Below are 26631 nucleotides of genomic sequence, written 5' to 3'. Positions count from 1 at the left end.
ACTTCGGGCTCTCAATGAAAACTACTCCCCACTAATCGGAAACTGATTTCTCAGTCCAACTAATGGGGAGCAGTTCATGCTCGCGAAGGCTCTACTACTTCCAGCTAATACCTCAAAAGGAAGATCTTACTGGTTGATACGCCATGGGACACTGTTCTTCGGCAGCATGCCGTGGGTGTAGAGGTAGTCGATGGTGGATAGGATGCCCAGCACCGTGCCGCCGCCTACGAGTGCAGCCAGGAAGGAGAACCCTGCGACGGAAGACATATCTGCATCCTTGCCGTCTTTACCATTGATGCCATCGCGGCCGTCACGTCCGTCGCGGCCATCGCGGCCATCGCGGCCATCCTGGCCGTCTTCGCCGTCGCGGCCATCCTCACCGTCTCGGCCGTCACGACCATCGCGTCCATCGCGGCCGTTCTCGCCATCCTTACCGTCACGACCGTCACGACCATCGCGGCCATCTTGGACATCCTTGCCATCTACGCCGTCCTGGCCGTCCTTACCGTCCTGGCCGTCTTTGCCCGGAACAACCGCAGCTTCGGTAGTGGAAGGCTCGGTGGATTCTTCAGAGGTCGGCTCTTCGGTGGCCGATTCTTCTGCGGAGGTCTCCTCGGTGGAAGTCTCTTCTGCGGAGGTCTCTTCTGCAGACTCGGACGGGGTGGTCTCTGCAGAGGTAGCATCCTCAGAAGCCGGAGCCTCGGAAGTGGTCTCCTCAGAGGAAGGCTCCTCAGAAGGGTTGTCCTCTGCAGGCTGGTCCTTGGTCTTCTTACCGTTGAGCATATCGGAGCACAGCTGGCCGGCTGGGGCGTTCACGGCCGCGAGATCGGAGGCTGCGGCGGAGATGTTGTTCAGGGAGTCTTCGATGCTCTTCTGCTGATCCTTGCTCAGCTTCAGGTCACCAGCAACACCCGCGCCAGGAACCAGGCCTGCGATGGTAACGGCTGCATTGAAGAGCTTCAGGATTACCGTGGTGCCCTTGCCAAAGACACCGTCTGCGAACTTGAGCAGGCCGGAAACGGTCTTCTTAGCGCCATCCGGGTTGTTCATATCAACGTCGGCATCGGCGTTATCGATACGGCCGATGGCCATGCCCTGGGCGCGGGAAAGATCCCAGGTCACGGTCTTGTCCTTTTCGCCTTCCTTGACCAGCTTGGCAATGCCGTCCCAGGTCTTACCGGAAATCTTGTCAATGAAATCGGACGGAACCAAGTCACCGACAACCGGGATGACTTCCCAGACGGTCTTGAGGATCTTTTCGCCACCATCGTAGAAGGCCTTAGCCAGCGCTAGCTTGAGGTCAAGCATGTTGCCTTCCTTGTCAGGGGCATCAGTTACCTCACAGACGAGCTTATCCTTCTTCTCATCCTTGACCACCTTGACGTTGACGTCGCCGTTGGAGGCCTCAGTCTGTGCAAGTTCCTCGAGGGTGGTCGGCTTTGCAGACTCCTCGGAAGCCGGAGCCTCCGCGGTCCCCTCCGCGCCGTCTACGGCGTACGGGGTGATGGACTCGGCGGCGTCTTCTTCCGCGTCGAGTTCTTCCATCGCCTTATCGCCGGCGTTGTTTTCCTCCAGCAGGTTGCCGTCTTCATCGAATTCGATGCCGTTGAGGCTAACGGTAGCGTCGGTGGTCTTTTCGTCGACGAAGGTGGTGTCGTCGGCGGCGACGGCGGTAGGCACAACAGTGATGGAAGAGAAGGTGGCTACGGCCACTGCGCTGGCAATGAGGCGAGAAGTTCGGCGTGCGCCCATGGATTAACTCCCTGTAGATGTGGTTAAAAAATGACATTGCGCGCGCCGCGTGCGGATGGTGCTGGGTCACGGCGTTCGCATGGACGGGGAATACCCTACAGCGCGTTAAGAGTATTTTCTACTTAAATTTTAAGGTTTACCCAGCAACAATACCGCTGGATACAGCGCCCAGGCCACTGAACAGGCATAATAAAAATTATATGGAACGGCCGTTAACCTAAAATTTCCCTAAATGCTTCCCCGAATTGGGGCACTCTGGCGCAGAAAACTTCAACGGCCACCGAGAGAGGGAATCTCGGTGGCCGTGAACATCCCCTTGCGTGAAACGAGGAAGTCTATGTGATTTATGCAGTTGTAGCCCGGCGGGCCGCCTCGCGCTTGGCGCGGACCTTTTCCACCACTGCGGCAACGCGGGCACGCTCTTCTAAGAACTGCGGTGGGTTATGCCCGCGCATCGTGCGGACATAGGCCGGGTGGGTATCAAGCACCGTGTGCTTCCACGCTTGGACCGCAATGAGGGCGGACTCGCCGGTGCGCTTGTACAAGTGCGGCAGCGAGACCATGTCGAGGTTGCGGGCCACGGCGTCGGTTTGCGCGAGCACGTACTCGACTACCTCGCGGAGGTAATCCGCCACGGCCTGGGTGCGAGAGCGCAGGGACTCGGCCAGCTCGTGCACCACGATGGGCTTGGAGATGGGGAATCGCTCATCCAATAGGCGCGGGGTAAGTTGTTCCGGCTCTTCCACGTCATTCACGCCGGAAGAAGCGGCGGAAATGGTACCGGAGCGCACACCGGAGACCAGGGCTTGGCGCAGGCCCATCAGCTCGCCTACACAACGGCCGGAGTCAACGCGGGCGTCTTCGACGATATCGCCCAGCTCAGCTAGGCAATCCATGCACAGCTCTTCGTCCCAATCCTCGATGGCTTCAATGAGGTGCTCGAGATATTCTGCGACTTCGTCGCCGATATTGTAAATCTCTTGCGTAAGCTCGCGGTGGCGCAGCTCGGCGGCGATTTTATGCATAGGCTTCGAGCCACTCCTTCCACGGTCCCATTTCTAACCTCTAGTAGAGGTTGAGGTTTGCTGTAACGCCTCACGACTTTATGCGAGATCCGCCGCCACGAGCGCGCGACACTCCGAAGCCATTCACAGGTTTATGGCAGGTTCGCTCGCACTGAAGCGAGGATGGTGGGGTGAGCTGCAGAAGGGGGCGTCGGCAAGCAGGGCAAAAAGAAACACCCGAGGGAATTCCCTCGGGTGTACCCGTCGCGCAGCCTAGCGCTTGTACAGGTGCTCGATGGCCGCAGCATAGCGCTGCGCTACCACGTTGCGCTTAACCTTCATGGTGGGGGTCAGCTCATTTTCTTCCTCGGTAAGGTCAGATTCGAGGATGTAGAACTTCTTGATGCCCTCCGCATGGGAGACGGTGGAATTAACCTGGTTGATGGCATCCTGCAGCTCCGCGCGCAGGGTCGGATCGGTAGCCAGCTCGCGCATGGAGCGATTCTCCGGAATGTTGTGGTCCAGCTTCCAGCGCTTCAAAATGTCCGGATCCAGCGTCAGCAGCACACCAACGAAGGGCTTGCCATCGCCAACCACCATGGCCTGGGAGATAAGCGGGTGTCCGCGCAGGATATCCTCCATCGGGCCAGGCGAGACATTCTTGCCGCCGGCCGTGACAATGAGGTCCTTCTTGCGGCCGGTGATAACGAGCTTGCCGTCCTCATCAATCTCACCCAGGTCGCCGGTGTTGTACCAGCCATCCTCGAGGGCCTCGGCCGTGGCTTCCGGATTATTCCAGTAACCGTGGAAGACGATATCTCCCTTGATGCAGATTTCGCCTTCATCGTTGATGCGGAAGGTCACGCCACCCATCGGCGGGCCAACGGTGCCGATGGACTGATCCACAAAGTCCACCGCGGCCGCGGCGGCGACCTCGGTCAAGCCATAGCCCTCATAGACCGGGATGCCGATGCCGCGGTACCAGTGCAGCAGGTCGTGGCCCATGGCGGAGCCGCCGGTAATGCAGTAGTTCACGTTGCCGCCCACGCCTTTGCGGATGGTGGAGTAGACCAGCTTGTCAAAGACCTTGTGCTTGGCCTTGAGGAAGCGGTCCGGCCCCTCCGGCTTATCCAAAGCCTTGGAGTACTCGATGGCTACCTTCTCGGACTGCTCAAAAAGCAAGGTCTTGATACCGGAATCGGCCACCTTTGCGGCAGCAGAGTTGCGCACCTTTTCAAAGACGCGCGGCACGCCCAGAATGACGTTGGGACGGGAGCGGGCAAATTCGATGGAGATGGTGGAAAAGTCCGACCAGTGATTCTGGGAGGCACCACGCATGGCCACCGCAATGGATACCGCGCGAGCAAAGACGTGGGCCAGCGGCAGGAAGGTCAGGGTGTGGCTACCCGGCACGGCGAAGATGCCAATCGGGTTGGTGCACAGGCCACGGGTCTGGGCCAGCCAGTTGCGGTGGGTCAGGATGCAGCCCTTGGGGCGGCCGGTGGTGCCCGAGGTATACACCAGGGAGGCCAGGTCATCGGTGGAGGTGGCCTTGATGCGGGCGTATACCTCGTCGGCGGCCACGCCGCGGCCCTCGAACTTCAAGGTATCGATGGCAGAAGAGTTAATTTCCAGCACGCGGCGCAGCTGCGATGGGGAGCCCTTGAGATTGGGCTCGCCGTCTTCTTGCAGCACCAGGTTTTCTACCAGCTCGGAGTGCTCGCGGGTTTCCGTAATGGCGAGCACGGCGCCGGAGTCCTCAATGATCCAACGCACCTGGGAGGCAGAAGAGGACGGGTAGACCGGCACGGAGGCGGCACCGGCGGCCCAGATGGCGAAGTCCAGCAGGGACCACTCATAGCGGGTGGCAGAGATAAGGGCGACGCGATCCCCCTGCTGCACACCCAGGGCGATAAGTCCCTGGGCTACTTCAAAGACCTCATCGATGAATTCTTTGCCCGTGACATTGACCCACTCATAGTTAGCCGGGCGGGTAAACATGACGCCGTGAGGGCGCTTCTTCGCGGTGTCCATCAGGGCGGTCAGGCAGGTTTCGCCCGGCTCGATAGTAAATTGCGCTGGGGTATGCACTTCTTGCAGGGTCACGCGGTGTCCTTTCGAACAGCTAATTATTAATCTCCGCCTACTGTACCAATCAGTTCCCCAGCAGGCGCGTTGTCCCCGTGGCACAATGTGGCCTGTGACTACCCGCGACTTGCTTGAAGAACTCGCTCAGCGCCACGGCGTGGCCACCAGCTATACCTCCCAGTCTGGTTTCCCCGTCCACGTCGCTGAAGACACTATTGCCTATACTCTGCGCGCCTTGGGCGTGGCCATCGAAGACAATCCGGACGATGCGGCGCTCACGCAGCTGCTTTACGACGACTACCTGGACCGCTCCTCCCAGCCCCTCCCCCACTGCGTGGTCGCACCCCAGGGCCAGGAGCGCGGGTTCGTGGTCCACGTGCACGCGGGCGATGCCGCCAACGTACACATTGAGTTGGAGGAAGGAGGCACCCGTGAGGTCTACCAAGACCCCAATGACGTCCCTGATGCTGACGTTGATGGCACGCTGTGGGGCGAGGCAAACTTCCACATCCCCGGCGATCTGCCCATGGGCTACCACGAGTTGGTGTTGGAGTCCGAGGGCATCGGCAAGCATGTCTGCCCGCTGATTATCACCCCGGCGCGCCTTTCCACGGCCGATGAGTGTGTGGAGCGCCCCATTAGCGGCGTGATGGCGCAGCTGTATTCGGTGCGCTCGGAGTCCTCCTGGGGCATTGGCGATTTCCAGGATTTGGGGCAGCTGGCGGAGACTCTGGCCCCGCACGCGGATTTCTTGCTGGTCAATCCGCTGCATGCCGCCGAGCCGCTTCCGCCGGTGGAGGACTCGCCGTACCTGCCCACCACGCGGCGCTTCATCAATCCGCTGTACCTGCACATCGAATCCATCCCGGAGCTCAAGCTCCTGCCGGAGGACCTGCAGGATGATGTGCGCGAGCTGGCCGAGGAGTTTCGCCAGCGCAATCGCAGCGCCGAGGAGATTGACCGCAACACCATTTTTGAGGCCAAGCTGCAGGTGCTGCGCGAGCTTTTTAACTACCAGCCCTCCCCGGAGCGCGAAGAGGCCTTCGTGCGCTACGCCCGCGAGGAGGGCCGTGGCCTGCGCGATTTTGCGTATTGGTGTGCGCAGCAAGACGCCGCGGCGCAGTCAGGCCAGCGCCATGCCGAAGGCCTGGACATGGACACGCTCACGCGCTTTTATTCCTGGCTGCAGTTCCTGTGCGATGAGCAGCTGGCCGCCGCGCAGCAGCGCGCACTCGATGCCGGCATGCACCTGGGCCTGGTGACTGACCTCGCCGTGGGGGTGCACCCGGGCGGCGCCGATGCCGTAAACCTTACTGAGTATTTGGCGCCGCAGTGCTCGGTAGGTGCGCCGCCGGATGACTATAACCAGCAGGGCCAGGATTGGTCGCAGCCGCCATGGCACCCGCAGCGCCTGGCCGCCGCGGGATATGCCCCGTGGCGCGAGATGCTCTCCACCGTGCTGCGCCACGCCGGCGGCGTGCGCGTGGACCACATCTTGGGTCTTTTCCGCCTGTATTGGATCCCGCGCATGGCCAGCCCGCTGACGGGCACCTATGTCTCCTATGACTTTGAAGCCATGGTGGGCATCTTGGCGCTAGAGGCGCAGCGCGCTGGTGCGGTGGTCATCGGTGAGGACCTGGGCACCGTCGAGCCGTGGGTACAAGACGTGCTCGCGCAGAAGGCGGTGCTGGGTACCTCCATCGTGTGGTTTGAACGCGACGATGATGACTACTCCCCGCTGCCGCAAGAGAAGTACCGCCAGCTGGCGCTGTCCTCGGTCAATACACACGATCTGCCGCCAACCTTGGCGTACCTGCGCGGCGACCATATTTCGCTCCGCGCGCGCTTAGGCGTGCTGACCCGCTCGGTGGAGGACGAACAGCGCGATGACATCGAGTGGCAGGCCCGCGTATTGGGCGCGGTAGCGAACCGTGGCCTATTGCCGCAGCGCGATTACCTCGTAGATCCGGCCGAGCGCGCCTCCCGCGGCGCGGAGGAAGACATCTCTGTGGCGCTGCACCGCTATATTGCGGGCACGCCTTCAGCACTTGCCTGCACCAGCTTGGTGGACATGGTGGGTGATGTACGTGCGCAAAATCAGCCGGGCACCACGCACGAGCTTTATCCCAATTGGTGCGTGCCGCTGTGCGATACCAACGGCACCGCTCTGCTCATCGAGGATCTTCCTAAGGCGGAATTCTTCCAGCGCTTAGCAGCCACCAGTCGGAAGGACTAGCGCTGGCCCCGGCCTCGGCAGGCGGTGGGCGCGCCTAGGTCCACAGGCCGATGAGGGCGACGACGATGACCAGCGCGATCATCGTCCACAGCGTGAGGGAGACTCGCGATTTGGGCAGGGCGCGCTTGCGCTTTGCCGGCTGGGCGCCGGGCGTGGTTGCCGGGGCGGAAGGCTGGCCGGCACGCTTGGCTTCGGGGTCCCAAAGGCCCTCGCGGGGGTTGGCGCGCAGCTCGGCGCGCTCCTGCCGCGCGCGCTCGTTATTTTCCTCAGCCATGATGGTCTACCTTAGTGCTGCGGCTGCGCTGCTGGGAAATCACTCCGGCGGCCCGATTTGCCACGCGGTCGACCGCCCACATCAGGCACCAGGCTATGACCACCATAAGTGGCACGGCGATGGCCACCACGATGACCATTTGAATCCACACGGGCGCCTGCACCAACAATTGCGATAACGTGCTGCCCAAGCTCGTCAACCACTCCATGGCTACTTATCCTACTTGCTCGCGGTAATCTGGCTGTCATGTCGAGCGCCCAGATTCCCGTTACCGTCGCCACCGCCTCCGGCCGGATCACCGGCGTGCGACGCGATGGCCTGCACTATTTCCATTCGGTGCGCTATAGCACCATCCCCAGTGACTACTCGCCTGCCGAGCCACTGGATGGCGCCCTTGATCAGGATGCCCGCGAGCCACGCCCAAATGACATTGCGCTGAGCATTACCGCGCCTGCCGACGCCGCCGAGTGCCCCGTCGTGGTCTACATTCACGGCGGCCGCTTTGAGCACGGCTCGCACGAGGATTCACGGCTAGCGGGAACGAAGAATGCCCACCACGGGGTAATCCAGGTCAACGTGGGTTACCGGGTGGGCTTGGCCGGCTTCGCGCGCTTCGACGGCGACGAGGCGGACCGCTACCGCGGCATTGATGATTGCCTCTTGGCCTTGGAGTGGCTCCAAGACAATATCGAAGCCTTTGGCGGCGATAAGACCAATATCACCTTGGTGGGCCAATCCGCCGGGGCGGCGATAAGCCTGTGGCTGGCGCGCCGCGATCATTTCCGGGGCGGTTTCCGCCGCGTGCTGGCGCTCTCGCCGGCATTCCCGCGCGACCGTTTTGAACACCGCATCACCGACCTGCGCCGGGCCCTCGGCGTGCCAGTCACGCGCCAGGCGCTGGAGAAAATGGACCCGGAATCGCTGGCCAAGGGCTATGCCAAATTCCGCAAGAAGTACCGCTTCGACGTCGCCTTGGGCCCCGCACCACTGCGCGCCGAAGAACTTGCGGATATTCCCATCGTGGTGACCTCCACCCGCGATGAGTTCTACAATATGCCCGCGGCCCAGCGCATTGACAGGATGGCACTGGCCGGCTTTATTACCAGCTACCTCTCGCCCAAGTTTGGGATGTCGCACGATCGTTTCAAACAGTGGCGGCAGCTGGCGCACTACGTCGATCCGCAGCGGCCGATGGGCCGCCTCATCGGTGATGCCACCGTACGCCGCTGGACCGCCCAGGTAGCCGAGGAGGCCCCAAGCCCCACGTGGATGATGGAATTTACCCGCTCTGATTCGCCCGCGGTGCACTGCGCCGAGTTAGACCCGCTCTTTGGCGGCAGCGGAGGCGAGGAGGCGAACAACGCTCCCGCCGGCGAGCTCAACGAGTGGTTGCGCCACTATGCCACCACGGGCGAGCCCGGATTCCCCCGCTACGGCGATGACCACCAAGTGCTGGAATTTGACCTGGATACGGGCGAGCGTCGGCTAGCCTATGCCACCTTGGATTATGTGGCCGCGGCCTTCTATAACGACGACGAGCTTGGGTAGTAGCGGGCGCCGAAAATTACAACGCGGCGCGCAGCGTGCTGTCCGCGAGCTCGTCAATCATCCACGGGCTAAAGACGCCGGGCATGGCATCGGCGGCGGCGAAGAGCCGTTCCGGCTCGACCCATTGGAAAGAATCAACCTCGTCTGGATTGGGCTCCCAAGCGGCGTCGGCAGCAAGCTCGACGGTATATACCGGGCAGATCTCATTTTCTACCGTGCCCGAGGAATCCACCGCGCGATAAGAAAAGTCCGGCAGGATAAGCCGCGGGGTGGATAGATCCGCCGGCGCAATGCCGAGCTCAAAGGAAGCGCGACGCAGCACCGCATCCGTGGTCTCCTCGCCAGGTGCGGGGTGGCCGCAAAAGGCATTGGTCCACACTCCGGGCCAAGTGCGCTTGCTCAGCGCACGGCGGGTGACTAACACCTTGCCGCCGCAGGTCAGCCAGGCAGAGAAGGCAAAGTGCAGCGGAGTATCGGTGGTATGAACTTCGGCCTTGGGAGCGGTGCCGATGGGTTCACCTGCGGCAGAGGCCAAGACTACAAGTTCTGTCATAGATTAAGGTCTCCTACCCAGGTCACGTTGCCAATGTGCAAACGCGCATTCCACAGGTTGCCAGGCGTCACGTCATAGCGGTACTGCAGGTTGACCGAAGCGCCCGCGCCCAGCGGATGATCGAGTCCCGGGGGTTCTACGCCCGGGGCGGACTCCTTGTCATAGGGCAAGGAATTGATCTTGGCCCAGCCGCCATTGCCATCGGCGCGCTCCAAGGTGGGGTCATCGAAGGCGTCGACAGGCAGGGGCACGTCGTTGTCGTTCTTGAGCAGAATGGTCACTACGGTGCCACCGGAGTTGCTATCGGTATACACGCCCTGCAACTCCCAACTCACACCAAGGCCCTTATCCTCCACCGGCTCGGCCAGATTAGAAGTAACTTCCTTATCGTCAGTGTCCTTGGCCTCGTACGGGGCCTCTTCGGAGCTGGAGACGGTGATATGGTCCCCCAGCCCGGTTTCTTCCGGCTGGAGAACGCTACATCCGGTCAGGGTCACGGCAAGTACGCTGACTACGCCCGCGCCGAGTGTGTGGGAAATTTTCACCGTGGATGGATCCTTTGCACGCGAAGATTGTTGTATTTCTGCACAAGTACCTTAGCCTAAACCTCCCTGAACTTAAGTATTTACGCTCGTTAACGCCGCATATGGCATACTGGGCAGTCGCTTAAATCTCTCCCTCCTTTCCCTAATTCCGCGCACTAACCGCCGTTTCGAAGTGAGTGTGGTCTACTTATGAATTCCATTTTGCGCATTACCCGCAGTGCCTCCGCCCTGTGGCCCTTTTACCTGGGCGTGCTGCTAACCGCCACGATAACGGCGGTCGTGGCACTGGTCTCGCCGTTTCTGACGCGCGAAGCCACCGATACCATCGTGGACGCCCTGCAGAACGACGCCCCACTGAGCGATGCACTGCGCACGGTGCTGTTGCTGGCAGTGGCGCTTTTCCTTGCCGACGCCGCCAATGCCCTCTTCCGCAATATCGGCGGCTACATCGGCGATGTCATGGTCTCGCGCCTGCGCGAGATTTTGTCCACGCGTTACTTTGCGAAGCTGCTGGCCCTCCCGCAGGGCTATTACGATAACCAGGTCACCGGCACGATCATCGCCCGGCTGGATCGCTCGATTGCCAATATCACGCAGTTCGTGCAGTCCTTTGCCAATAACTTCTTCACGATGATCATCCAGACCCTCGCGGTGCTGGCCATTACCGCGTGGTATTACTGGCCGCTGGCTATCCTGCTCGCGCTGCTCTTTCCGGTCTATATGTGGCTTACCGCGCTGACTTCGAAGCGCTGGCAGAAATTTGAGGCGGTCAAAAACGAGAATATTGACGTCGCCAACGGCCGCTTCGCCGAGGTCATCGGCCAGGTCAAGGTGGCCAAGTCCTTCGTGAGCGAAACCCGCGAGCTCTCCCACTTTGCTCAGCGCTACCGCACCGTGGTCGATACCACCAAACCGCAGTCACGCTGGTGGCACATGATGGATACCTTCCGTGGCCTAGCCATGGCGGTTATCTTCCTCGGCATTTACGGCGTAATCTTCTGGCGCACGCTCGAGGGGCATTTCTCCTTGGGCGATATGGTCATGTTGCTGCAAATGGTCTCCAGTGCGAAGCAGCCGGTTTTCATGATGAGCTGGATTGTCGATACCGCCCAGCGCGCCATCGCCGGTTCCAAGGACTACTTCAAGGTCATGGAAGAAGAGCTCGAGCCTACCGCACCGCGCGAGCTGGTTGCTGCCACCACCGGTTCGCATACCCCGCAGCTCGACCTCACCCCGGTACGCCCGCTGGAGCCCACACCCGGCGCGCCGGTCTTCTCCTTTGACCATGTCTCCTTCGCCTACGAGGAAGGCAAGCCCGTGGTGGAGGATATTTCCTTCACCGCCTCTGAGGGCCACAAGGTCGCTCTCGTGGGCGAGTCCGGCGGCGGTAAGTCCACGTTGGTCAACCTCCTGCTAGGCCTTTACCATCCCTCGGCCGGGCACCTCGATGTGCTGGGGCACCGAGTAGACGATCTCACCGCCTCGCGCCTGCGCGCCTCGGTGGGCGTGGTCTTCCAGGAGTCCTACCTCTTTTCTGGCACCATTCGCGAGAACATAGCTTATGGCAAGCCGGGTGCCACGGAGGAGGAAATCGTGGACGTCGCCAAGCGGGCCAATGCCCATGAGTTCATCCAAGCCTTCCCGGACGGCTATGACACGGTCATTGGTGAGCGCGGTCTGAAGCTCTCCGGCGGGCAGAAGCAGCGCGTCTCCGTGGCGCGCGCCATGCTCAAGGACGCGCCCATCCTAGTGCTGGATGAGGCCACCTCGGCGCTGGATACCAAGTCCGAGCGCGCCGTGCAGGCCGGCCTGGATGAGCTAATGAAGGACCGCACCACGCTGATTATTGCCCACCGCCTATCCACCATTGCGGATGTGGATACCATCATCACCCTGGATCGCGGCCGCATTGATGAGATGGGCTCGCCGGCCGAGCTGGCGCAATCCGGTGGCATTTATGCCGAGTTGCTCAAGCTCACCCAATCCACCTCGGCCGCGGACCGCCGCCGGTTGAAGAAGTATGGTTTTGTCTCCGGCCCTGCTGCCGAACCCGAAGACGCGGAGGAGGATTCCCGGTGGGCCGACAAGGAAGATGAATAAAAGCGCATAAAAGTGCTGGGGTGGCCGCGGGCTTCGCGTTATGGTTATGGCCATGGAGTTTCCTAGCCTAGAAGAGTTGCAAGCCCGCGGAACCCGCAAATGGACCGTCTTCGAGGAAGACGTCCTGCCGCTGTGGATCGCGGAGTCCGATTTCCCCACCGCGCCCGCCGTAAAGAAGGCGCTGGAAGACATGGTGGATAAGGAAACCTTCGGCTATACCCCAGCACCCAAGGCCTCGGGGCTGCGCGAAGCAGTGGCCGATTTCTATGACACACGCTACGGCTGGCGCCCCAACTCCGACCATATTTTCTGGATCGGCGATGTAGTGCGCGGCCTATTGCTCGGCGTGCAGTACTTCACCCGTGAGGACTCGCCCGTGGTCGTGCCGGTTCCTTCCTACCCACCGCTTTTGGAACTGCCACGCACCGCGGGCCGTGAGAAGATCGAGACCAGCTTGGAGCTCGACGATATTGAGCGCGCCTTCCAGGCAGGCGCGGGCTCTATTTTGTTGGCCAATCCCTATAATCCGCTCGGCCGCGTGTTGGACGAGGACTATCTCACCGAGCTAGTGAAGCTGGCTGAAAAATATGACGCGCGCATCTTGGCCGATGAAATCCACGCCCCGCTAGTCTATGAGGGCCGGCATATCCCGGTAGCCTCGCTCGGCGCCTCGGCCGCGGAGCGCACCATCACGGTCACCGCTACGTCTAAGGCCTTTAATACCGCCGGCCTCAAGTGCGCCCAGATTATTTTCTCCAACACGGCCGATGTTCGCACCTGGAATGGCCTTTCTGGCGTGGCCAAGGATGGCACGGGCACCTTGGGTGTGTTGGCCGCGGAGACCGCCTACCGCGAGTGCGGCGATTTCCTCGATGAAGAGGTGGCCTACCTGCGCGAAACCCGCGATTGGTTGGTGGAGGAGCTACCCAAGCGCATCCCCGGCCTAAAGACCAGCAAGCCGGATGCCACCTACCTGCTGTGGTTGGACTTTGCCGATACCGCTATCGGTGGCAATCCGCAGCCGGCCAAGTGGCTGCGCGAGAATGCCAAGGTGGCGCTCAATGAGGGCGATACCTTCGGCACTGGCGGCCCGGGCCATGCGCGGTTGAACTTTTCTACCTCGCGCGAAATCTTGGAAGAAGCGCTCGACCGCATGGAGCGCGCCTTCGCGGCCCTCGATTAGGCCGGCCCAGCTGGGACCACCATGTATTCTGCGTCACCCCCACGCTTTGATTTCTCACCATGTGGGCGGTAATGTCTCATTACACGAACAGGCGTGACCCGCCACCTCGGACCGCGACGAGGCACCCCGCCTCCGCCACCACCCTCGGCGGAATGGGGAAGCTTCCCCGCATTCTAGCTGTACATGGAAAATTAAGGAGCCACAATGGCTACCCCAGTTGCGTCAAGCACCTCTAAGCCCGGCGCCACCATCGTAATCGCGTCGCTGATGCTGTTTTCGATGTTCTTCGGCGCCGGCAACCTCATCTTCCCGCCCATGGTGGGCGTTTCGGCCGGCACCAACTTTTGGCCCGCCGTCCTCGGCTTCCTGGCCGCCGGCGTACTCCTTCCGGTTCTAGCTATTGTTGCCGTTGCCATTTCTGGTCGCTCCGTGCGCGATCTGAGCTCCAACGGCGGCGCCCTCTTCGGCCTGGTCTTTTCCGTGATGGCCTACCTGGCCATCGGCGCTTTCTACGCCCTGCCGCGTACCGGCGCCGTGTCCATGGAAACCGCCATCACCCCGCTTCTGGGCTGGGAAGGAACCATGGCCAATGGCATCTTCAATATCGTCTTCTTCCTTATCGCTTTATTGCTGGCCTGGAGCCCAAACACCATCATCGATACCTTGGGCAAGTTCCTTACCCCAGCCCTGGTAGCGCTGCTCATCGTCCTTATCACTTTGGCCGCTTTTAGCAACGGCCGCGATCCCCAGACCCCTACCGAGGATTATTCTTCTTCCCCCATGGTCACCGGCCTGTTCGAGGGCTATAACACCATGGACGCGATTGCCGGCTTGGCCTTTTCCATCGTGATTGTCGCGTCCTTGCGCTCCAAGGGTTTTAAGACCCGCAAGTCCTTGGTCAATGGCACGATCACCGCCGCGCTTATTGCCGGCTTTTTGCTGGGCGCAATCTACCTGGGCTTGGCATGGGTAGGCCAAACTATCCCTAATGGCCAGTCCTATGAGTCGGGAGCGCCCCTGCTTGCCGACGCCGCCAATCTCACCATGGGCACCATCGGCCAGGCCGTCTTCTCTGCCATCGTCATCCTGGCCTGCATGACCACCGCGGTGGGCCTTATCACCTCCACGTCGGCCTTCTTTGAGATGCTCATGCCCAAGGTCAAGTACCACGTGTGGGCGTGCCTGTTTACCGCGCTGTCCATCCTCTTTGCCTTCCAAGGCCTGGATACGGTGCTGTCTATCGCGGTTCCGTTCATCACCTTCTTGTACCCACCGGCTATCTCCCTCATCGCTCTCACGCTGATCCAGCCGATGGTGAAAAAGTCCGTCGTCTTTTACTGGACCTACCGCCTGGCGCTGTGGGTATCGGTGCTGTGGTCGGCTCTGTCCGTCATCGCCGCCCAGGGCTGGGGCGCCGACGCACTCGATCCCCTCTTGAGCCTGGCGCCCGGCCAGTCCGTGGACTTGGGCTGGATTGTTCCTACCGCTATCGCGGCAGTCATCGGCCTCGTTGTCGATATCGCCACCAAGGCCGGCGAGAAGCACGCCGCCGCCAACCCACAAGCGGAAGAACCGGCCGAGACTGAGGCCCTCGCCGAGGCTTAGTACCCTTCTCCTGCTTCACTCCGCTCCACTCCCCTCCCTCTCCGCACTGCATCGCAGCGCCGAGGCAGAGGGGAGATTTCTGTGTGCCTACCGCTCTCCACTCCACGCTGCTGTATCGCCCCCGACAGGAATAGTCGGGCGGCGCGTACCGTTGGAAGGAGAGAACTTATAGAGCATCTACCGAAGCAAAGGAAGGCCCTCCACCGTGACCAAACGCGCGCATCTTTCCGTCTTGGACTTCTGCACCATCTATGAGGGCGAAACCCCAGCACAGTCCATCGCCCGCTCCGTGCAATTGGCACAGGAAGCAGAGAAACTGGGCTACTCCCGCATGTGGTACACCGAGCACCACAATATGAAGTCCATCATGTCCTCTTCCCCGGCCGTACTCATCGCCCACATCGGTGCGAAGACCGAGCGCATCCGCTTGGGCTCCGGCGGCGTGATGCTGCCCAACCACTCCCCTTATGTCATCGCCGAGCAATTCGGCACCTTGGAAGAGATGTACCCCAAGCGCATTGACTTGGGCGTGGGCCGCGCTCCCGGTACGGACATGAATACCCTGGGCCGCGCGCTGCGCCGTGACGCCCACTCTGCCGAGCGCTTCCCCGAGGATGTCAAGGAGCTCAACTCCTACCTCGAGGGCAAATCCTATATCCCGGGAGTCAGTGCCATTCCAGGCGCGAATACCAACGTGCCTATCTACATTTTGGGCTCGTCCATGTTCGGCGCCTCGCTGGCCGCCAAGCTCGGACTACCTTATGCCTTTGCCTCCCACTTTGCCCCGCAGCACCTCGAGCAGGCCACCACCTACTACCGCGAGCACTTCCAGCCTTCCGAGCGCTTTAGCAAGCCATATGTCATCGCCGGCGTCAACGTCACCGCCGCCGATACCACCCAAGAGGCACAGGAAGAATACGAGCGCGTGTGCTTCAACCGCGTCAAGGCCTTCGCCGGCCGCGGCAAGCACCTCACTGATGAGCAGGTAGAGCAGATCATCGGCTCCTACCAAGGCCAGCAGATCCTAGACATGCTGAAGTACTCCGCCGTCGGCACCGCCGATGAGGTGGCCACCTACCTCGATACCTTCCAAGAGCACGCCAAAGCCGATGAGCTCATGGTCTCGCTGCAGTCCAGCTCGCACGAGGAAGTAATCAAGAATATGCAGCTGCTCGCGCAGGGCTGGCAGCTCGATCCGGCACGCGTTGCCGGCACCCCGAGCTAGTCTTCGGCCCGCACCTGGCCCAGGTGGTCAATGGGAACGCCGGGAAACCGATCCCGGAGCTTCCCCTCAAGTTCCCGCGGGCCCAGGTTCGCCTGCTCCGGCAGGCGGGCCGAATACCGTTGGACCTCGTCCAAGGTAGAAACGCGCACCCCGCCTGGAATCAGGGCGAGGAAATTCTGATCCAACCCGAGCGAATAGAACTGCACGCGCTCTAGCTCAGAGGCGGCGAAACTGGTCCGTTGGTGGGGCAAGGAAATCTCCTCGCCGATCCGCAGCACCGGACGCGCCCGGCGCCGTACGGAGGCCACCACCGCCAGCATGGCGCACAGCGCCCCGCCTAGGGGCATGAGCGCGGCAATGAGATAAACGGAGTGCAGGCGCGTATCGGCCGGTTCCTGCAACGCCGAGTAGATAAGCACCCCACCGATTACTAGCAGCGCGACGGCAATGATGACCGCCACCGCTACCGCCTTGCCCAGGCGCGCGCTGCCGCTGGCCGCGCGTACTTCAATCGTTTCGGTGCTCTCGTCCACGGACATTTAGCCTAGCGTGCTTGCCTAGCATCTCGGTGCTGGTCGGACGGCGCGTGGCCTTTTCCTTTGCCTTCCCCTTGGCCGGGCGGGGAGCACATGCTCGGTAGCTTTGTTGCATTAGCGCGCCTTTGCAAAATGGAATAACATTACTGTGTTTCGCTCCGCTGGGAAAGGCCCCGGAGAAACTAAGGACAAAGGTTGAATGAGCCCACGCGATAAACAGCAGCATAAGAAGATCGCTGATTACCTGCGAGAGCAGATAAGCTCCGGCGTGCTGCAACCAGGCGATTTCCTGCCTAGTGAAGCAGATTTGTGCGAGAAGTTTTCTTCCTCCCGCGGCCCCGTGCGCCAAGCCGTTGCGGCTTTGCGGGCCAAAGGGCTAGTGTCCTCAGGCCGCGGGCGCCGCTCTACCGTTTTGACCTCCACCCAGGCAGAGCTTTTTGAATCGATTTACTCCATTTCCAGCTGGCTGAGCGAATATGACGTAGATCCACAGCAGCACACCCTGTGGTTAGCTCGCCGCCGCGCGCCGCGGGACATCACCCGCTTTCTGCGCGTAGACCCAGAACAAAATGTCGTCTTTGTCCACCGCGTGCGCTATACCGAAGACCACCCCATTGCCATCGAGCGCATGTATTTCCCCATGGTGGTGGGAAAGCACATCCTAGACTTCGATGCGGATGCCGGATCCATTCATGCGCACCTGCGCGATTGCGGCGTGGACTTTGATAATGTGCGCCGCGAACTCACGTTGGAAGAAGCCAATGCCGAGGACGCTGAAGCGCTTGGCGTGGCTACGGGTACCCCGCTGTGGCGGCTGCAGATGGAGATTTCCAACCACTCCGGCGAACCGGTGGAATTGGCGGTCTACCTCTACCGAGCGGACCGCATGAAGCTGGCGATGAATAGCGTGCGCGGGGGCGTATCCCCCCTAGAAGTTATCCCCACTCCGGGCAATTTTGCATAAGTTTCACGGCAGCTATATCCACCGGCTACCCTGCTTTCTATGAGAAGATTTCGTGCCGGTAGGGCACTGGGCAGCCTTGCCATGGCGGCCGCTGTAGGAACTGTATCAGCGTGCTCGGCAGGTCATACCGCGGTGGTTGATACCTCCCAAGCAGCTAGCGACTCCGCTTCTACTTCCCTTACCGTAGCCTCCACCTCGGCGGCCACCTCGCTGGATTTCACCACTACCGGTGGTGCCGCCATCCCCGCCGTACTCATGGACAATGTCTACGAAACTCTCGTGCGCATCGATGAGGACGGTTCTATCACCCCGGGGCTCGCCACCTCGTGGGAGATCAGCGACGATGCCCGCAGCTATACCTTCCACCTGCGCAAAGGCGTCACCTTTTCCAATGGCGATGCTTTTACCGCCGAGACCGCGGCCTTTTCCATTAATTACGTTCAGGAGAAATGGACCAATGGCATTTCTGCAGCCATGGATCCGGTAGCCAAGGCCACGGCCACCGATGATCACACACTCAAGGTGCGCCTCAAGCAGCCGTCGAATGGCTGGCTCTGGTCCATGGGCACAGCCACCGGCGCGATGATGACGCCTAATGGCATGGATAACCTCGCCGCCCAGCCGGTGGGTACCGGCCCCTATGAGGTTTCCTGCTTTGCGCCCTCGGAATTCGTTGAGCTGCACGTTCGCGACGGATATTGGGGAAAGCCTGCGGCACAGGATGTGACGGTACGCTATTTCCCAGACACCATCTCCTCGGTCAATGCGCTGCAGGCCGGCGGCGTGGACGTGGTCTGGGGCGTGCAGAACCCGGAGCTTCTTGACGACGTCAAGGAGGGCATCGCTACCGAGGTCGGCACCACCAATGGTGAGGTGCTGTTGTCCATGAATAATGCCCGCGCGCCTTTCGACGATCCGCGGGTGCGCCAAGCCGTGGCCTATGCCGTGGACCGCTCGGCGGCCAATGAGATTTTGTGGAATGGGATGGCTAAGGACACCGGCGGCGCACCGATCCCACCTACGGATCCGTGGTTCGAGGACAAGCACTACTACGACTACGCCCCAGATAAGGCCCGCCAGCTGCTCGCGGAGGCCGGCGCGGAAGGCGCCGAAATTACGCTGACTACGCCGACGCTGCCCTACGCGCAGACCGTCGCCGAGCTGCTGTACTCGCAGCTTACTGAGGTTGGTTTTAAGGTGACACTGGAATCCGCCGAATTCCCAGCCGTGTGGCTAGGCCAGGTCATGGGCGCCAAGGACTATCAGATGTCACTCATCTCCCACGTGGAGCCGCGCGATGTACCCACCCTATTCGGCGATCCGGATTATTACCTCAACTACGATTCCCCACGCACCCGTGAGCTTTTGGCCCAAGCCGATTCCGCACCCGAGAAGGACTACCCCAAGCTCATGGCGCAGGCCGTGGACCAGATCATGGCGGATGCGGGCGCGCTGACGCTCATGAATATGCCCAATATCGTGCTCACTCGCGCCGGCGTGCGCGGATTGCATCCGGATCAGGTCACCGACGCGCTCATCCTGCGCGACCTGACCTCTGCCGACGCGGACGCGGGCGCCAAAACCACCGCCGCAGAAAGCACCGAAAAGGAGGCCCGATGAGTTCCCTTCGCACCACAGGGCGCGCCATCGCGCGCCCGTTGCTGCGCTTCGCGTTGACGCTCTTTATAGCCTCCATCATCATTTTTGCGCTCATGCGCGCGGTGCCGGGCAACCCGGCGCGGGTGGCGCTGGGGGTGAATGCGACCGAAGAGGCCGTCGGCAAGCTGAGCTCCGAGCTGGGGCTGGACCGCCCGCTGCTTACGCAGTATTGGGAGTGGGTAAAGGGCCTATTTACCGGCAGTTTTGGGCAGTCTTTGTCCTCGCAGCAGGATATTACGCCGCTGGTATTGGACCGCGCCCAGGTCTCGCTCATCCTCATTGGCTTGGCGATGCTGCTGGCGCTGGCCGGGGCTATCCCGGTGGGCATGTGGCTGGCGCTGCGCAACCGTAGCCGCGGCGCGGATGTGGTTTCGGCCGGCACGCAGCTGGGCATTGCGGTGCCAAGCTTCCTCCTCGGCATCATTCTGGTGGCCATCTTTGCCGTCCATCTGGGCTGGCTGCCGGCCAATGGGTGGGTACCGCCGAACCAGGGCGCGGGCGAGTTTATCCGCCACCTTATTTTGCCGGTCATTGCGCTGGCCGTGGTGCAGGGCGCAATGCTCACGCGCTACGTGCGCTCGGCGGTGCTTGATGTGCTGCATCAAGACTATATCCGCACCGCCCGTGCGCTCGGCCAGTCCCCGTGGGAGGCGCTCAAGCGCCATGGCCTGCGCAATGCGGCGCTGCCGGTGCTTACCGTGGCCGGCGTGCAGCTGACCACGATGGTCGTGGGTGCGGTGGTGATCGAATCCGTCTTTGTCATCCCCGGTATTGGTTCCATGCTGTTGGATGCGGTATCGGTGCGCGATCTGACCACGGTGCAAACCCTGGTCATGCTGCTCGTTGCCTTTGCCTTGGTGGTCAATGCTTTAACGGATGTGGCCTACCGATTCATCGATCCGCGCATCACGGCAGGTGAGAAGTAATGAAACTGCGTTTTTCTGGCTGGCTGGGTGCCTTCCTCGTTGCCGCCACGGTGCTGGTGGCGCTACTTTCGCTGGTGTGGACGCCGTATGACCCGACGCTGGCGCACCCGGATGTACGCCTTGCTGGCCCCAGCGCCGAGCATCTCCTGGGCACGGACCGCTTTGGGCGCGATACCGCCTCCCGCATCATGGCGGGCGCCCAGATTACGGTCTTCGTCGGGCTCATTGCGGTAGGCATCGCCGCCCTCGTAGGCGTGCCATTGGGGATCCTGGCCGGCATGCGCCGCGGCAGGTGGGTCGATGCGCTGGTAATGCGCGGCGCGGATCTGTTGCTTGCCTTCCCCGCGCTGCTGTTGGCGATTATTGCCGGCGCGGTGTGGGGTCCTTCGACGCTGACTGCCATGGTTGCCATCGGCATCGCCGGCATTCCCTCCTTCGCCCGCGTGGCGCGTTCGGGCACGCTGCAGGTTATCACGCAGGACTTTATCTCCTCCGCGCGCATTTCCGCGGTGCCGGGCTGGAAGGTGGCGCTGCGCCATATCCTGCCCAATATTGCAGGCCTGCTCATCGTGCAGGCCTCCGTCTACTTCGCCCTCGCCATCCTAGCTGAGGCCGGCCTGTCCTACCTCGGCCTGGGCACCGCCCCACCGGCGGCCTCTTGGGGCCGGATGCTGCAAGATTCCCAGTCGCTGCTGGGCACCGCTCCCCTGCAGGCCTTCTGGCCTGGCCTTGCCATTGCTGCCACAGTGCTGGGCTTTAACCTGCTTGGCGACGCCCTCCGTGACCTCCTCGATCCCCGCCTGAAAGGATCCGCGCGATGAGCCTGCTCCACGTAGATGACCTGACGGTCACCGCCACCGGGTCCACCACTGCCCTGCTAGGCCCCATCAATATCGAGCTCGCAGCCGGCGAGAAGCTCGGCATCATTGGTGAATCCGGCTCCGGCAAGTCCCTCACGGCGCTATCCATCATGGGTCTCCTGCCCGATGGGGTGCGGGCGAGCGGCTCCGTGACCGTGGATGGCCACGAGGTAGTCGGCGCACGCGATGCCCGCATCCGCCCCCTGCGCGGGAAGACCATGGCCATGGTCTTCCAAGAACCGATGAGCGCGTTGGATCCGCTTATGCGCGTGGGCAAGCAGCTGGCTCAAGCCGGGGTGCGCGATTGTGCGGCCGCGCTCGACGAGGTGGGCCTAGCCGCCGATGTCGCCTCCCGATTCCCACATCAGCTCTCCGGCGGCCAGCGCCAGCGCGTGCTCATTGCCATGGCCATGGCCGGCCACCCCGATCTGCTCATCTGCGATGAACCAACCACCGCGTTGGATGCCACCACGCAAGATGGCGTGCTGCGCGTCATCGAGCGCGTAACCAAGGCCCGCGGCACCGCGCTGGTCTTCATCACCCATGACCTGGGCGTCATTCGCCGTATGTGCCCCAACGTCCTAGTTATGCACCAGGGCGCGGTGGTGGAATCCGGCCCCACCGAGCGCGTGCTTGCCCAACCCGAGCATCCCTATACCCGCACGCTCATCGCCTCCTCGCGGCCGCCGGAACTTAGCCTTTCTCCGGCCACGGCGGAAGATGCGTTGGTGACGCTACGCGGGGTCAGCAAGGTCCACGGCGAACACGCCGCGCTCGACGCCATCGATCTGCGCGTGCACCACGGCGAGCGTCTGGGCATCGTGGGCGGATCCGGTTCAGGCAAGACCAGCCTGCTCAAACTCATCGCCGGGCTCGACCAGCCCACGAGCGGTGACATCGACGTCCGCGGCCGCGTGCAGATGGTCTTCCAAGACCCACAAGGCTCGCTCAACCCGCGCCTGAAAATCTGGAAAACCATCGCAGAGGCCATCCCTGGCAACCCCGGCAAGGCCGACAAGCGCGCTCGCGCGGCGGCCGCGCTCGAAGAGGTCGGGCTGCCAGCCGAGAGCCTCGATCGCTTCCCGCACGAGTTCTCCGGCGGCCAGCGCCAACGCATTTCCATCGCCCGCGCGCTGTGCGGCGAGCCGGATATCTTGCTGGCCGATGAAGCCGTCTCTGCCCTCGATATGTCGGTGCGCGCACAGGTGCTGGAGTTATTGGCGGGGGTCATCGCCAAGCGCAAGCTCACCCTGCTCTTTGTCACCCACGATCTCGCGGTGGTGCGCCACCTGTGCGAGAGCGTTGCGGTCCTTGAACGAGGCCGGCTCATCGAGCACGGAGCGACCGACTCCGTGTGGGCCTCGCCCAGCACGGACTACACGCGCCGGCTCATCGCGGCCGCCGACATGTAAAGCGGGTGGCTTCGGGCGTAAGGTAGTCGGGTCAGATAACTCCGCAGAGAAAGGATCCTGCCGCTCCGTGGCCACCCAGCTTGACTATCCCATCCCGCAGCGCCCCAGCACCACCCAATTGCTCACCGCGTTTAATAGCGCCTCGGTGCGCTGGCCCGGTGCCCTGCGCGCGGGCTTGGCGATTCTCATTCCCGGTGCCATCGCGCTGCTGACCGGCCACGACTACGCCATCCTGCTCATTTCCACCGGCGCGTTCACCGTCATCTTTGGCGAGGGCCACCCTTATCGCACCCGCCCGCGCGTCATGCTCACCGCCGGCACCGCACTCATTACCGTCGCGGCCGTGGGCGTGCTGGTAGGCCACCTCATCTTTGCGCCTGGCCACGGCCATTGGTGGCTGCTGCTGGCGGGCCTATACACCACAGTTTTGGCCGCCGTGTGCGGCTTTGCCCAAAATGCCCTGCGCTTGCCGCCGCCGGGCACCTTCTTCTTGGTCATGGTCGGCGGCGGTTCGGTGATGCTCGCGCGCACCGACGTCACCGTGGGCCAGCTGCTCTTTTGGGCGCTGACCGGCATGATAGCCAGCCTCGTGCTCGGCATGGCGCCGGCGCTTATTGACGCCCACGGCCCCGAGCGCCGCGCGGTTGCCGCACTCGAAAAGGCCGCGGCCGCCTTCAAAGATGACCGCGACGATTCCTTGGCGCGCCACCACCAGGCGCAGACCGCGCTCTTTGCCGCCTGGCAGGCGCTTTCCGACGCCCGCATTATCCGCGGCGGCCGCATCATCGACTCCCAAGGCGCCCACCTAGTGGAGCGCGCCCTCGCAGCCCAGCACACCATCGTGGCGCATAACCGCGCCTTGGATTTAGGCTCCGATTCGGATCAGCTCACCGATAATGTCACCGACGTCGATCCGGATCGCACCGCCATCCCGCACACCCGCCCCACCGGCCGCTACCGCTTGTATCGCGCCGCGGTCCGGGATTCGCACGCCATGGTCACCACCCAAAAGATTGTCCTCTCCGCGGCCATTATCGTGCTGGTGGGCCTTACCCTCGGCTTCGACCGCCCGGACTGGGGCGTGGTCTCTGCTTTCCTCATGCTGCAATGGGGACCCGACCATGTGCCGGGTACCGTCCGCGGCATCCACCGCATGCTCGGCTCTGTCGTCGGCGTACTGCTGTTTTCTATCCTCCATTACTTTGGCATTCAAGGTTGGACGCTCCTGCTCGCGCTGGCCGCGTGCCAATTCTGTGCCGAAATCTTCGTTGCCAAAAACTACGCCATCTGCGTTATCTTCTCCACCCCACTTGCCCTCCTCATGGGCAACTCCGCCACCCGGCCCCTGTGGCCCACCATCCAGGCTCGCTGCGGCGAGATCGTCCTATCCATCCTCATCGCCACCGCGGTGCTGTGGCTGTGGCAGCGCAGCGCCCCCGTGCGCAATCAGGCCCGCCTGCAGGTCCGCGCGATGGAGTCCATGGCCACCCTGCTCGGCTTGCTCTTTGTCAATACCCCAGATGCCGTACTGTCCGCGCGCCGCGACCTGCAATACGAGCTGCTCTCGGAGCGCCGCGCCATCCAGTCCCTCGCCGTGGATAACCCCGATACCGTGCACCAATTCTGGGCACGGCACATTGCCGTACAACACGCCGGTTACTTCCTGCTAGATTTCTGCACCACCCACCCAGACCGCACGGCCACCCGCGCCGAGCTCGATTCCCTGGTGCACGAAGTCCGTGCGGCCCGCGCCGCCTAAAACAGCGGATACTCCTCCATCACCTCGTAGCGTGGGCCACCGCCGCGGCCCTCGCCGAGGTGGGATTGCATCAAGCACAGGCGGTCGGCGCGAAATTCCGGTCCCCGATACACCGATAGCGCGCGCACATAGTCCGCCAACGCCCACGGCTCGCGGGTGCGCCGGCCAGCCCGCGCGACGGTGAGGTGGGGGCGGTGGTGGTTAAAGGGGACGTCGGCAAGCTGGCACTCCGCCATCAACTCCCGCACACCGCGCGCTTGCCCGCCGACGCCCACCCACAGCGTGCGCTGCTCAAAGCTGCCCGCCCCGCTCAAGTGCACATCCAACGCCGCACGCCCAGCCACCGCGTGGGCTAGGTGCTCGCGCACCGCCGCGGCATCATTGGGCTGCTCGCCATAAAACGCCATGGTCACATGCCAATTATCCGGATCCGTCCAGCGCAGCTCATTAGTAGTTGCCGCGTGGATGGGCCGCAGCGTATGCACCAAATGCTCGCGCGCGGCGACCGAGGGCAATAGCGCAGCAAAGACGCGGATCATGGCCTAGCTGGCATAGACATTGAGGCGCAGTTCCGCGTCCAGCACGTGTTCTTCCTCGCGCTCAAAGACGGCGAAGGCATGCAAAATATCCGCAACAGCGGTGGAATTATCATCAAATTCAGCCATGCGATTACTTCTTTCAAACCACAAAGGAAGCACAAGAATCACGCTCGATTCTTCTGCCTCCACATAGTAGCTGACAATGATGTAATTATCCGCCCTTGACCACCGTAACCTGCCAACCAGCATCGCCCGAACGATGGAAATCACGAATCTTGTGGCCCTCATCGGCCGCCCACTGCGGAATGGACTCGGTGGCCTGGGTGCAGTCAAAGTCAATAACCAGCGCCTCGCCCGGCTCCAGCTCCGCCATGACCTGCTTAGCCTCAATCAGCGGGAACGGGCACACCGCGCCAAGGGTATCGAGCGCGTAGCGCCCGCTGCCCAGCGCGCGGGCCTTGTCCTTGGCCTGCGGCTTGGTCTTGAGCGCTACCGCCCCGGTGGCAGTGGCAAAGCTCGGCAGCACCTTATCCTCGGCGGAAACCACCGAGTTATCCACGGATTCCTCGGTGGAGTAGGTCTGCGGCTGCTGCGGCTCACTCTTGGGCTTGAGCCACAGGCGCGCGCCCGCACCTACGCCCAGGGCCATAAAGAACAGCGCTACCCAGCCCTGGAAGCTAAACAGGGAGGTCTCCACCATGCCATTGCCCACGGTGCAACCGCCGGCCAGCGACGCACCCACGCCCATCATGATGCCGCCCCAAATAGCGCGGGTCGCAGTCTGCGCATCGGGAACGCGCACGCGGAACTCACCTGCGGTCTTTGCAGCGATAAACGCGCCCACCAATAGGCCGATGACCAACAGGGTGCCCCAGTTCATGCGCGCGGAATCACCGGTGGCGGTCCAGCGAACGATGTCCGCGGTCGGCGTGGTGATGCCGAGGCCGCCGTTGCGGCCAGCGTTGGCCGAAAGCACAAAGCCCACCGTGCCGATGATGCTAACGAGCACGGCCGCGATGTTCATGTTCAGCGGCTTGGCGTACCACGGCTGGCCCAAATCCACCTTCGGGCGGCCGGCGTCCTTGGCGCGGTAGTGGCGCCACAGCAGGAAGGTCACGACCCACAGGACCGCCACTAGGATCCACGGCGAGATGTGCAGCGCGCCATGGATGGTGGTAACCGGGAGGCTCCACTGCTTGAACCAGTCATTGGCACCGGACAGCGGCCCAGACTTCATGGCCGCGGCCGAAAGCCCGTAAAACAGCAGCGCAATCCACGAGCCGACCAAGCCCTCGGCTGAGCGGTACCACGTGCCGGACGCGCAACCGCCGGACAAGATGATACCGAGACCGAAGATGAAGCCGCCTACGATGACGGCTACCGGCTTGAAATCGCTAATCTCCGGCGAAAGCACGCCCGTGCCAGTCAACAGCGTCAGGCCAAAGGCATGCACCGAAATCAATATAAGCAGGGCGGTAAAGCCGCGCCACGTCTTATTGAGGAAAATATCGCGCAGCATGCCGGTCACGCAGAAGCGCCCGCGCTGCAGCACGGCACCGAAGACGATGCCGGTGAGAAGTCCGGTAATAATCACTATTTCTCCTTGTATCGAGTTAAGGGCTTCAGCCTACGACACCTAAGACAGAATAGTCTATCTCTACTGCACAACCCTGTTTCATAGTGTGTCATTTATGCACTACATTTGCGGTTTTTGCGGCGGTGCAGGACAATAAGAGAACCGTCTACTAAGGCAGGGACAAACCTCTGCCGTGTAAGGAACTCGTGAACTCCTCTCGATCCGCCCGCGCGTATGAGCGCTCCCTTGAACCAAGTGACAAGGGCAGCGCCGTGGGCCTGTACCCC

General features: G+C 62.2%; 23 protein-coding genes. 12 read left to right on the top strand and 11 right to left on the bottom strand.

What is annotated here, in order from left to right:
* Positions 1 to 126 precede the first annotated feature (126 nt).
* From QP324_RS09635 to QP324_RS09625, 3 genes are all read right to left on the bottom strand, one after another.
* The gene (locus tag QP324_RS09635) at positions 127 to 1752 is read right to left on the bottom strand and encodes a hypothetical protein (protein ID WP_284815883.1); all 1626 of its coding nucleotides are present in this window, start codon (positions 1750 to 1752) and stop codon (positions 127 to 129) included.
* 344 nt (positions 1753 to 2096) lie between these two features.
* A complete protein-coding gene (locus tag QP324_RS09630) occupies positions 2097 to 2777 on the bottom strand; it encodes a hypothetical protein (protein WP_005324183.1) in 681 nt (226 codons plus the stop codon).
* A 252-nt stretch (positions 2778 to 3029) separates the two neighbouring features.
* Positions 3030 to 4862, bottom strand: coding sequence for a long-chain fatty acid--CoA ligase (locus tag QP324_RS09625; protein ID WP_239278685.1), 1833 nt, complete (start codon positions 4860 to 4862; stop codon positions 3030 to 3032).
* Between the two features lie 94 nt (positions 4863 to 4956).
* On the opposite strand from QP324_RS09625, the gene malQ reads away from it, so the two are divergent.
* Positions 4957 to 7080 carry a 4-alpha-glucanotransferase gene (gene malQ, locus QP324_RS09620; RefSeq protein ID WP_284815881.1) on the top strand — a complete coding sequence of 708 codons (2124 nt, stop codon included), beginning with the start codon at positions 4957 to 4959 and terminating at the stop codon, positions 7078 to 7080.
* Positions 7081 to 7114: 34 nt separating this feature from the next.
* Here malQ and QP324_RS09615 read toward each other — a convergent pair whose 3' ends face one another.
* Both QP324_RS09615 and QP324_RS09610 read right to left on the bottom strand, forming a co-directional pair.
* On the bottom strand, positions 7115 to 7354 hold the full coding sequence (locus QP324_RS09615; RefSeq protein ID WP_284815879.1) for a hypothetical protein: 240 nt from the start codon (positions 7352 to 7354) through the stop codon (positions 7115 to 7117).
* Complete coding sequence (locus QP324_RS09610; protein WP_005324176.1) at positions 7347 to 7562, bottom strand: hypothetical protein; 216 nt, start codon at positions 7560 to 7562, stop codon at positions 7347 to 7349. The genes QP324_RS09615 and QP324_RS09610 overlap by 8 nt, the downstream gene beginning before the upstream one ends.
* A 38-nt stretch (positions 7563 to 7600) precedes the next feature.
* Here QP324_RS09610 and QP324_RS09605 point away from each other — a divergent pair, with 38 nt between their 5' ends.
* The gene (locus QP324_RS09605; RefSeq protein ID WP_284815878.1) at positions 7601 to 8902 is read left to right on the top strand and encodes a carboxylesterase family protein; all 1302 of its coding nucleotides are present in this window, start codon (positions 7601 to 7603) and stop codon (positions 8900 to 8902) included.
* 16 nt (positions 8903 to 8918) lie between these two features.
* Here QP324_RS09605 and idi read toward each other — a convergent pair whose 3' ends face one another.
* Together idi and QP324_RS09595 are read right to left on the bottom strand one after the other, a co-directional pair.
* Positions 8919 to 9455 (bottom strand): isopentenyl-diphosphate Delta-isomerase, encoded by a 537-nt coding sequence (idi, locus tag QP324_RS09600; protein ID WP_284815876.1) that lies wholly within the window; start codon positions 9453 to 9455, stop codon positions 8919 to 8921.
* Positions 9452 to 10000: a hypothetical protein gene (locus tag QP324_RS09595; protein ID WP_284768905.1), complete on the bottom strand. Its 549-nt coding sequence runs from the start codon at positions 9998 to 10000 to the stop codon at positions 9452 to 9454. The genes idi and QP324_RS09595 overlap by 4 nt, the downstream gene beginning before the upstream one ends.
* Positions 10001 to 10189: 189 nt before the next feature.
* On the opposite strand from QP324_RS09595, the gene QP324_RS09590 reads away from it, so the two are divergent.
* The 4 genes from QP324_RS09590 (at position 10190) to QP324_RS09575 (ending at position 16113) form a co-directional block, all read left to right on the top strand.
* Positions 10190 to 12100 (top strand): ABC transporter ATP-binding protein, encoded by a 1911-nt coding sequence (locus tag QP324_RS09590; RefSeq protein WP_284815874.1) that lies wholly within the window; start codon positions 10190 to 10192, stop codon positions 12098 to 12100.
* A gap of 52 nt (positions 12101 to 12152) precedes the next feature.
* Positions 12153 to 13283 carry a MalY/PatB family protein gene (locus tag QP324_RS09585; protein WP_284815872.1) on the top strand — a complete coding sequence of 377 codons (1131 nt, stop codon included), beginning with the start codon at positions 12153 to 12155 and terminating at the stop codon, positions 13281 to 13283.
* Positions 13284 to 13487: 204 nt separating this feature from the next.
* Positions 13488 to 14888, top strand: a complete 1401-nt coding sequence (gene brnQ, locus QP324_RS09580; RefSeq protein WP_284815870.1) for a branched-chain amino acid transport system II carrier protein — start codon at positions 13488 to 13490, stop codon at positions 14886 to 14888.
* Between the two features lie 205 nt (positions 14889 to 15093).
* Entirely contained in the window at positions 15094 to 16113 is a 1020-nt protein-coding gene (locus tag QP324_RS09575; RefSeq protein WP_284815869.1) for an LLM class flavin-dependent oxidoreductase, read from the top strand.
* Here the strand turns inward: QP324_RS09575 and QP324_RS09570 are convergent.
* Positions 16110 to 16652, bottom strand: coding sequence for a hypothetical protein (locus QP324_RS09570; protein ID WP_284815868.1), 543 nt, complete (start codon positions 16650 to 16652; stop codon positions 16110 to 16112). The genes QP324_RS09575 and QP324_RS09570 overlap by 4 nt on opposite strands.
* Positions 16653 to 16848: 196 nt before the next feature.
* Here QP324_RS09570 and QP324_RS09565 point away from each other — a divergent pair, with 196 nt between their 5' ends.
* The 6 genes from QP324_RS09565 (at position 16849) to QP324_RS09540 (ending at position 24229) form a co-directional block, all read left to right on the top strand.
* Complete coding sequence (locus QP324_RS09565; RefSeq protein WP_284815867.1) at positions 16849 to 17613, top strand: GntR family transcriptional regulator; 765 nt, start codon at positions 16849 to 16851, stop codon at positions 17611 to 17613.
* 39 nt (positions 17614 to 17652) lie between these two features.
* Positions 17653 to 19233 (top strand): ABC transporter substrate-binding protein, encoded by a 1581-nt coding sequence (locus QP324_RS09560; protein WP_284815866.1) that lies wholly within the window; start codon positions 17653 to 17655, stop codon positions 19231 to 19233.
* On the top strand, positions 19230 to 20198 hold the full coding sequence (locus QP324_RS09555; protein ID WP_284815864.1) for an ABC transporter permease: 969 nt from the start codon (positions 19230 to 19232) through the stop codon (positions 20196 to 20198). Before QP324_RS09560 ends, QP324_RS09555 begins: the two co-directional genes overlap by 4 nt.
* Positions 20198 to 21019: an ABC transporter permease gene (locus QP324_RS09550; RefSeq protein ID WP_284815862.1), complete on the top strand. Its 822-nt coding sequence runs from the start codon at positions 20198 to 20200 to the stop codon at positions 21017 to 21019. Before QP324_RS09555 ends, QP324_RS09550 begins: the two co-directional genes overlap by 1 nt.
* On the top strand, positions 21016 to 22470 hold the full coding sequence (locus QP324_RS09545; RefSeq protein WP_284815860.1) for an ABC transporter ATP-binding protein: 1455 nt from the start codon (positions 21016 to 21018) through the stop codon (positions 22468 to 22470). The genes QP324_RS09550 and QP324_RS09545 overlap by 4 nt, the downstream gene beginning before the upstream one ends.
* Before the next feature lie 67 nt (positions 22471 to 22537).
* Positions 22538 to 24229 (top strand): FUSC family protein, encoded by a 1692-nt coding sequence (locus QP324_RS09540; RefSeq protein WP_284815858.1) that lies wholly within the window; start codon positions 22538 to 22540, stop codon positions 24227 to 24229.
* Here the strand turns inward: QP324_RS09540 and thpR are convergent.
* From thpR to QP324_RS09525, 3 genes are all read right to left on the bottom strand, one after another.
* Positions 24226 to 24768, bottom strand: a complete 543-nt coding sequence (thpR, locus tag QP324_RS09535) for an RNA 2',3'-cyclic phosphodiesterase (protein WP_284815857.1) — start codon at positions 24766 to 24768, stop codon at positions 24226 to 24228. The genes QP324_RS09540 and thpR overlap by 4 nt on opposite strands.
* 3 nt (positions 24769 to 24771) lie before the next feature.
* Positions 24772 to 24894, bottom strand: coding sequence for a hypothetical protein (locus QP324_RS09530; protein ID WP_275435452.1), 123 nt, complete (start codon positions 24892 to 24894; stop codon positions 24772 to 24774).
* An 85-nt stretch (positions 24895 to 24979) separates the two neighbouring features.
* Positions 24980 to 26362, bottom strand: a complete 1383-nt coding sequence (locus QP324_RS09525; RefSeq protein ID WP_284815854.1) for a YeeE/YedE thiosulfate transporter family protein — start codon at positions 26360 to 26362, stop codon at positions 24980 to 24982.
* Positions 26363 to 26631 lie beyond the last annotated feature (269 nt).

This window comes from Corynebacterium sp. UMB0012, assembly GCF_030216265.1.
GTDB lineage: Bacteria > Actinomycetota > Actinomycetes > Mycobacteriales > Mycobacteriaceae > Corynebacterium.
This window is presented reverse-complemented; position numbering and strand designations above follow the sequence as displayed.

What these genes read in the sequence shown, in the direction of transcription:
- QP324_RS09635 (WP_284815883.1), bottom strand. Translation starts at nt 1,752, where the DNA reads ATGGGCGCACGCCGAACTTCTCGCCTCATTGCCAGCGCAGTGGCCGTA.
- QP324_RS09630 (WP_005324183.1), bottom strand. Translation starts at nt 2,777, where the DNA reads ATGCATAAAATCGCCGCCGAGCTGCGCCACCGCGAGCTTACGCAAGAG.
- QP324_RS09615 (WP_284815879.1), bottom strand. Translation starts at nt 7,354, where the DNA reads ATGGCTGAGGAAAATAACGAGCGCGCGCGGCAGGAGCGCGCCGAGCTG.
- QP324_RS09610 (WP_005324176.1), bottom strand. Translation starts at nt 7,562, where the DNA reads ATGGAGTGGTTGACGAGCTTGGGCAGCACGTTATCGCAATTGTTGGTG.
- QP324_RS09605 (WP_284815878.1), top strand. Translation starts at nt 7,601, where the DNA reads ATGTCGAGCGCCCAGATTCCCGTTACCGTCGCCACCGCCTCCGGCCGG.
- idi (WP_284815876.1), bottom strand. Translation starts at nt 9,455, where the DNA reads ATGACAGAACTTGTAGTCTTGGCCTCTGCCGCAGGTGAACCCATCGGC.
- QP324_RS09590 (WP_284815874.1), top strand. Translation starts at nt 10,190, where the DNA reads ATGAATTCCATTTTGCGCATTACCCGCAGTGCCTCCGCCCTGTGGCCC.
- QP324_RS09585 (WP_284815872.1), top strand. Translation starts at nt 12,153, where the DNA reads ATGGAGTTTCCTAGCCTAGAAGAGTTGCAAGCCCGCGGAACCCGCAAA.
- brnQ (WP_284815870.1), top strand. Translation starts at nt 13,488, where the DNA reads ATGGCTACCCCAGTTGCGTCAAGCACCTCTAAGCCCGGCGCCACCATC.
- QP324_RS09570 (WP_284815868.1), bottom strand. Translation starts at nt 16,652, where the DNA reads ATGTCCGTGGACGAGAGCACCGAAACGATTGAAGTACGCGCGGCCAGC.
- QP324_RS09565 (WP_284815867.1), top strand. Translation starts at nt 16,849, where the DNA reads ATGAGCCCACGCGATAAACAGCAGCATAAGAAGATCGCTGATTACCTG.
- QP324_RS09560 (WP_284815866.1), top strand. Translation starts at nt 17,653, where the DNA reads ATGAGAAGATTTCGTGCCGGTAGGGCACTGGGCAGCCTTGCCATGGCG.
- QP324_RS09555 (WP_284815864.1), top strand. Translation starts at nt 19,230, where the DNA reads ATGAGTTCCCTTCGCACCACAGGGCGCGCCATCGCGCGCCCGTTGCTG.
- QP324_RS09550 (WP_284815862.1), top strand. Translation starts at nt 20,198, where the DNA reads ATGAAACTGCGTTTTTCTGGCTGGCTGGGTGCCTTCCTCGTTGCCGCC.
- QP324_RS09545 (WP_284815860.1), top strand. Translation starts at nt 21,016, where the DNA reads ATGAGCCTGCTCCACGTAGATGACCTGACGGTCACCGCCACCGGGTCC.
- thpR (WP_284815857.1), bottom strand. Translation starts at nt 24,768, where the DNA reads ATGATCCGCGTCTTTGCTGCGCTATTGCCCTCGGTCGCCGCGCGCGAG.
- QP324_RS09530 (WP_275435452.1), bottom strand. Translation starts at nt 24,894, where the DNA reads ATGGCTGAATTTGATGATAATTCCACCGCTGTTGCGGATATTTTGCAT.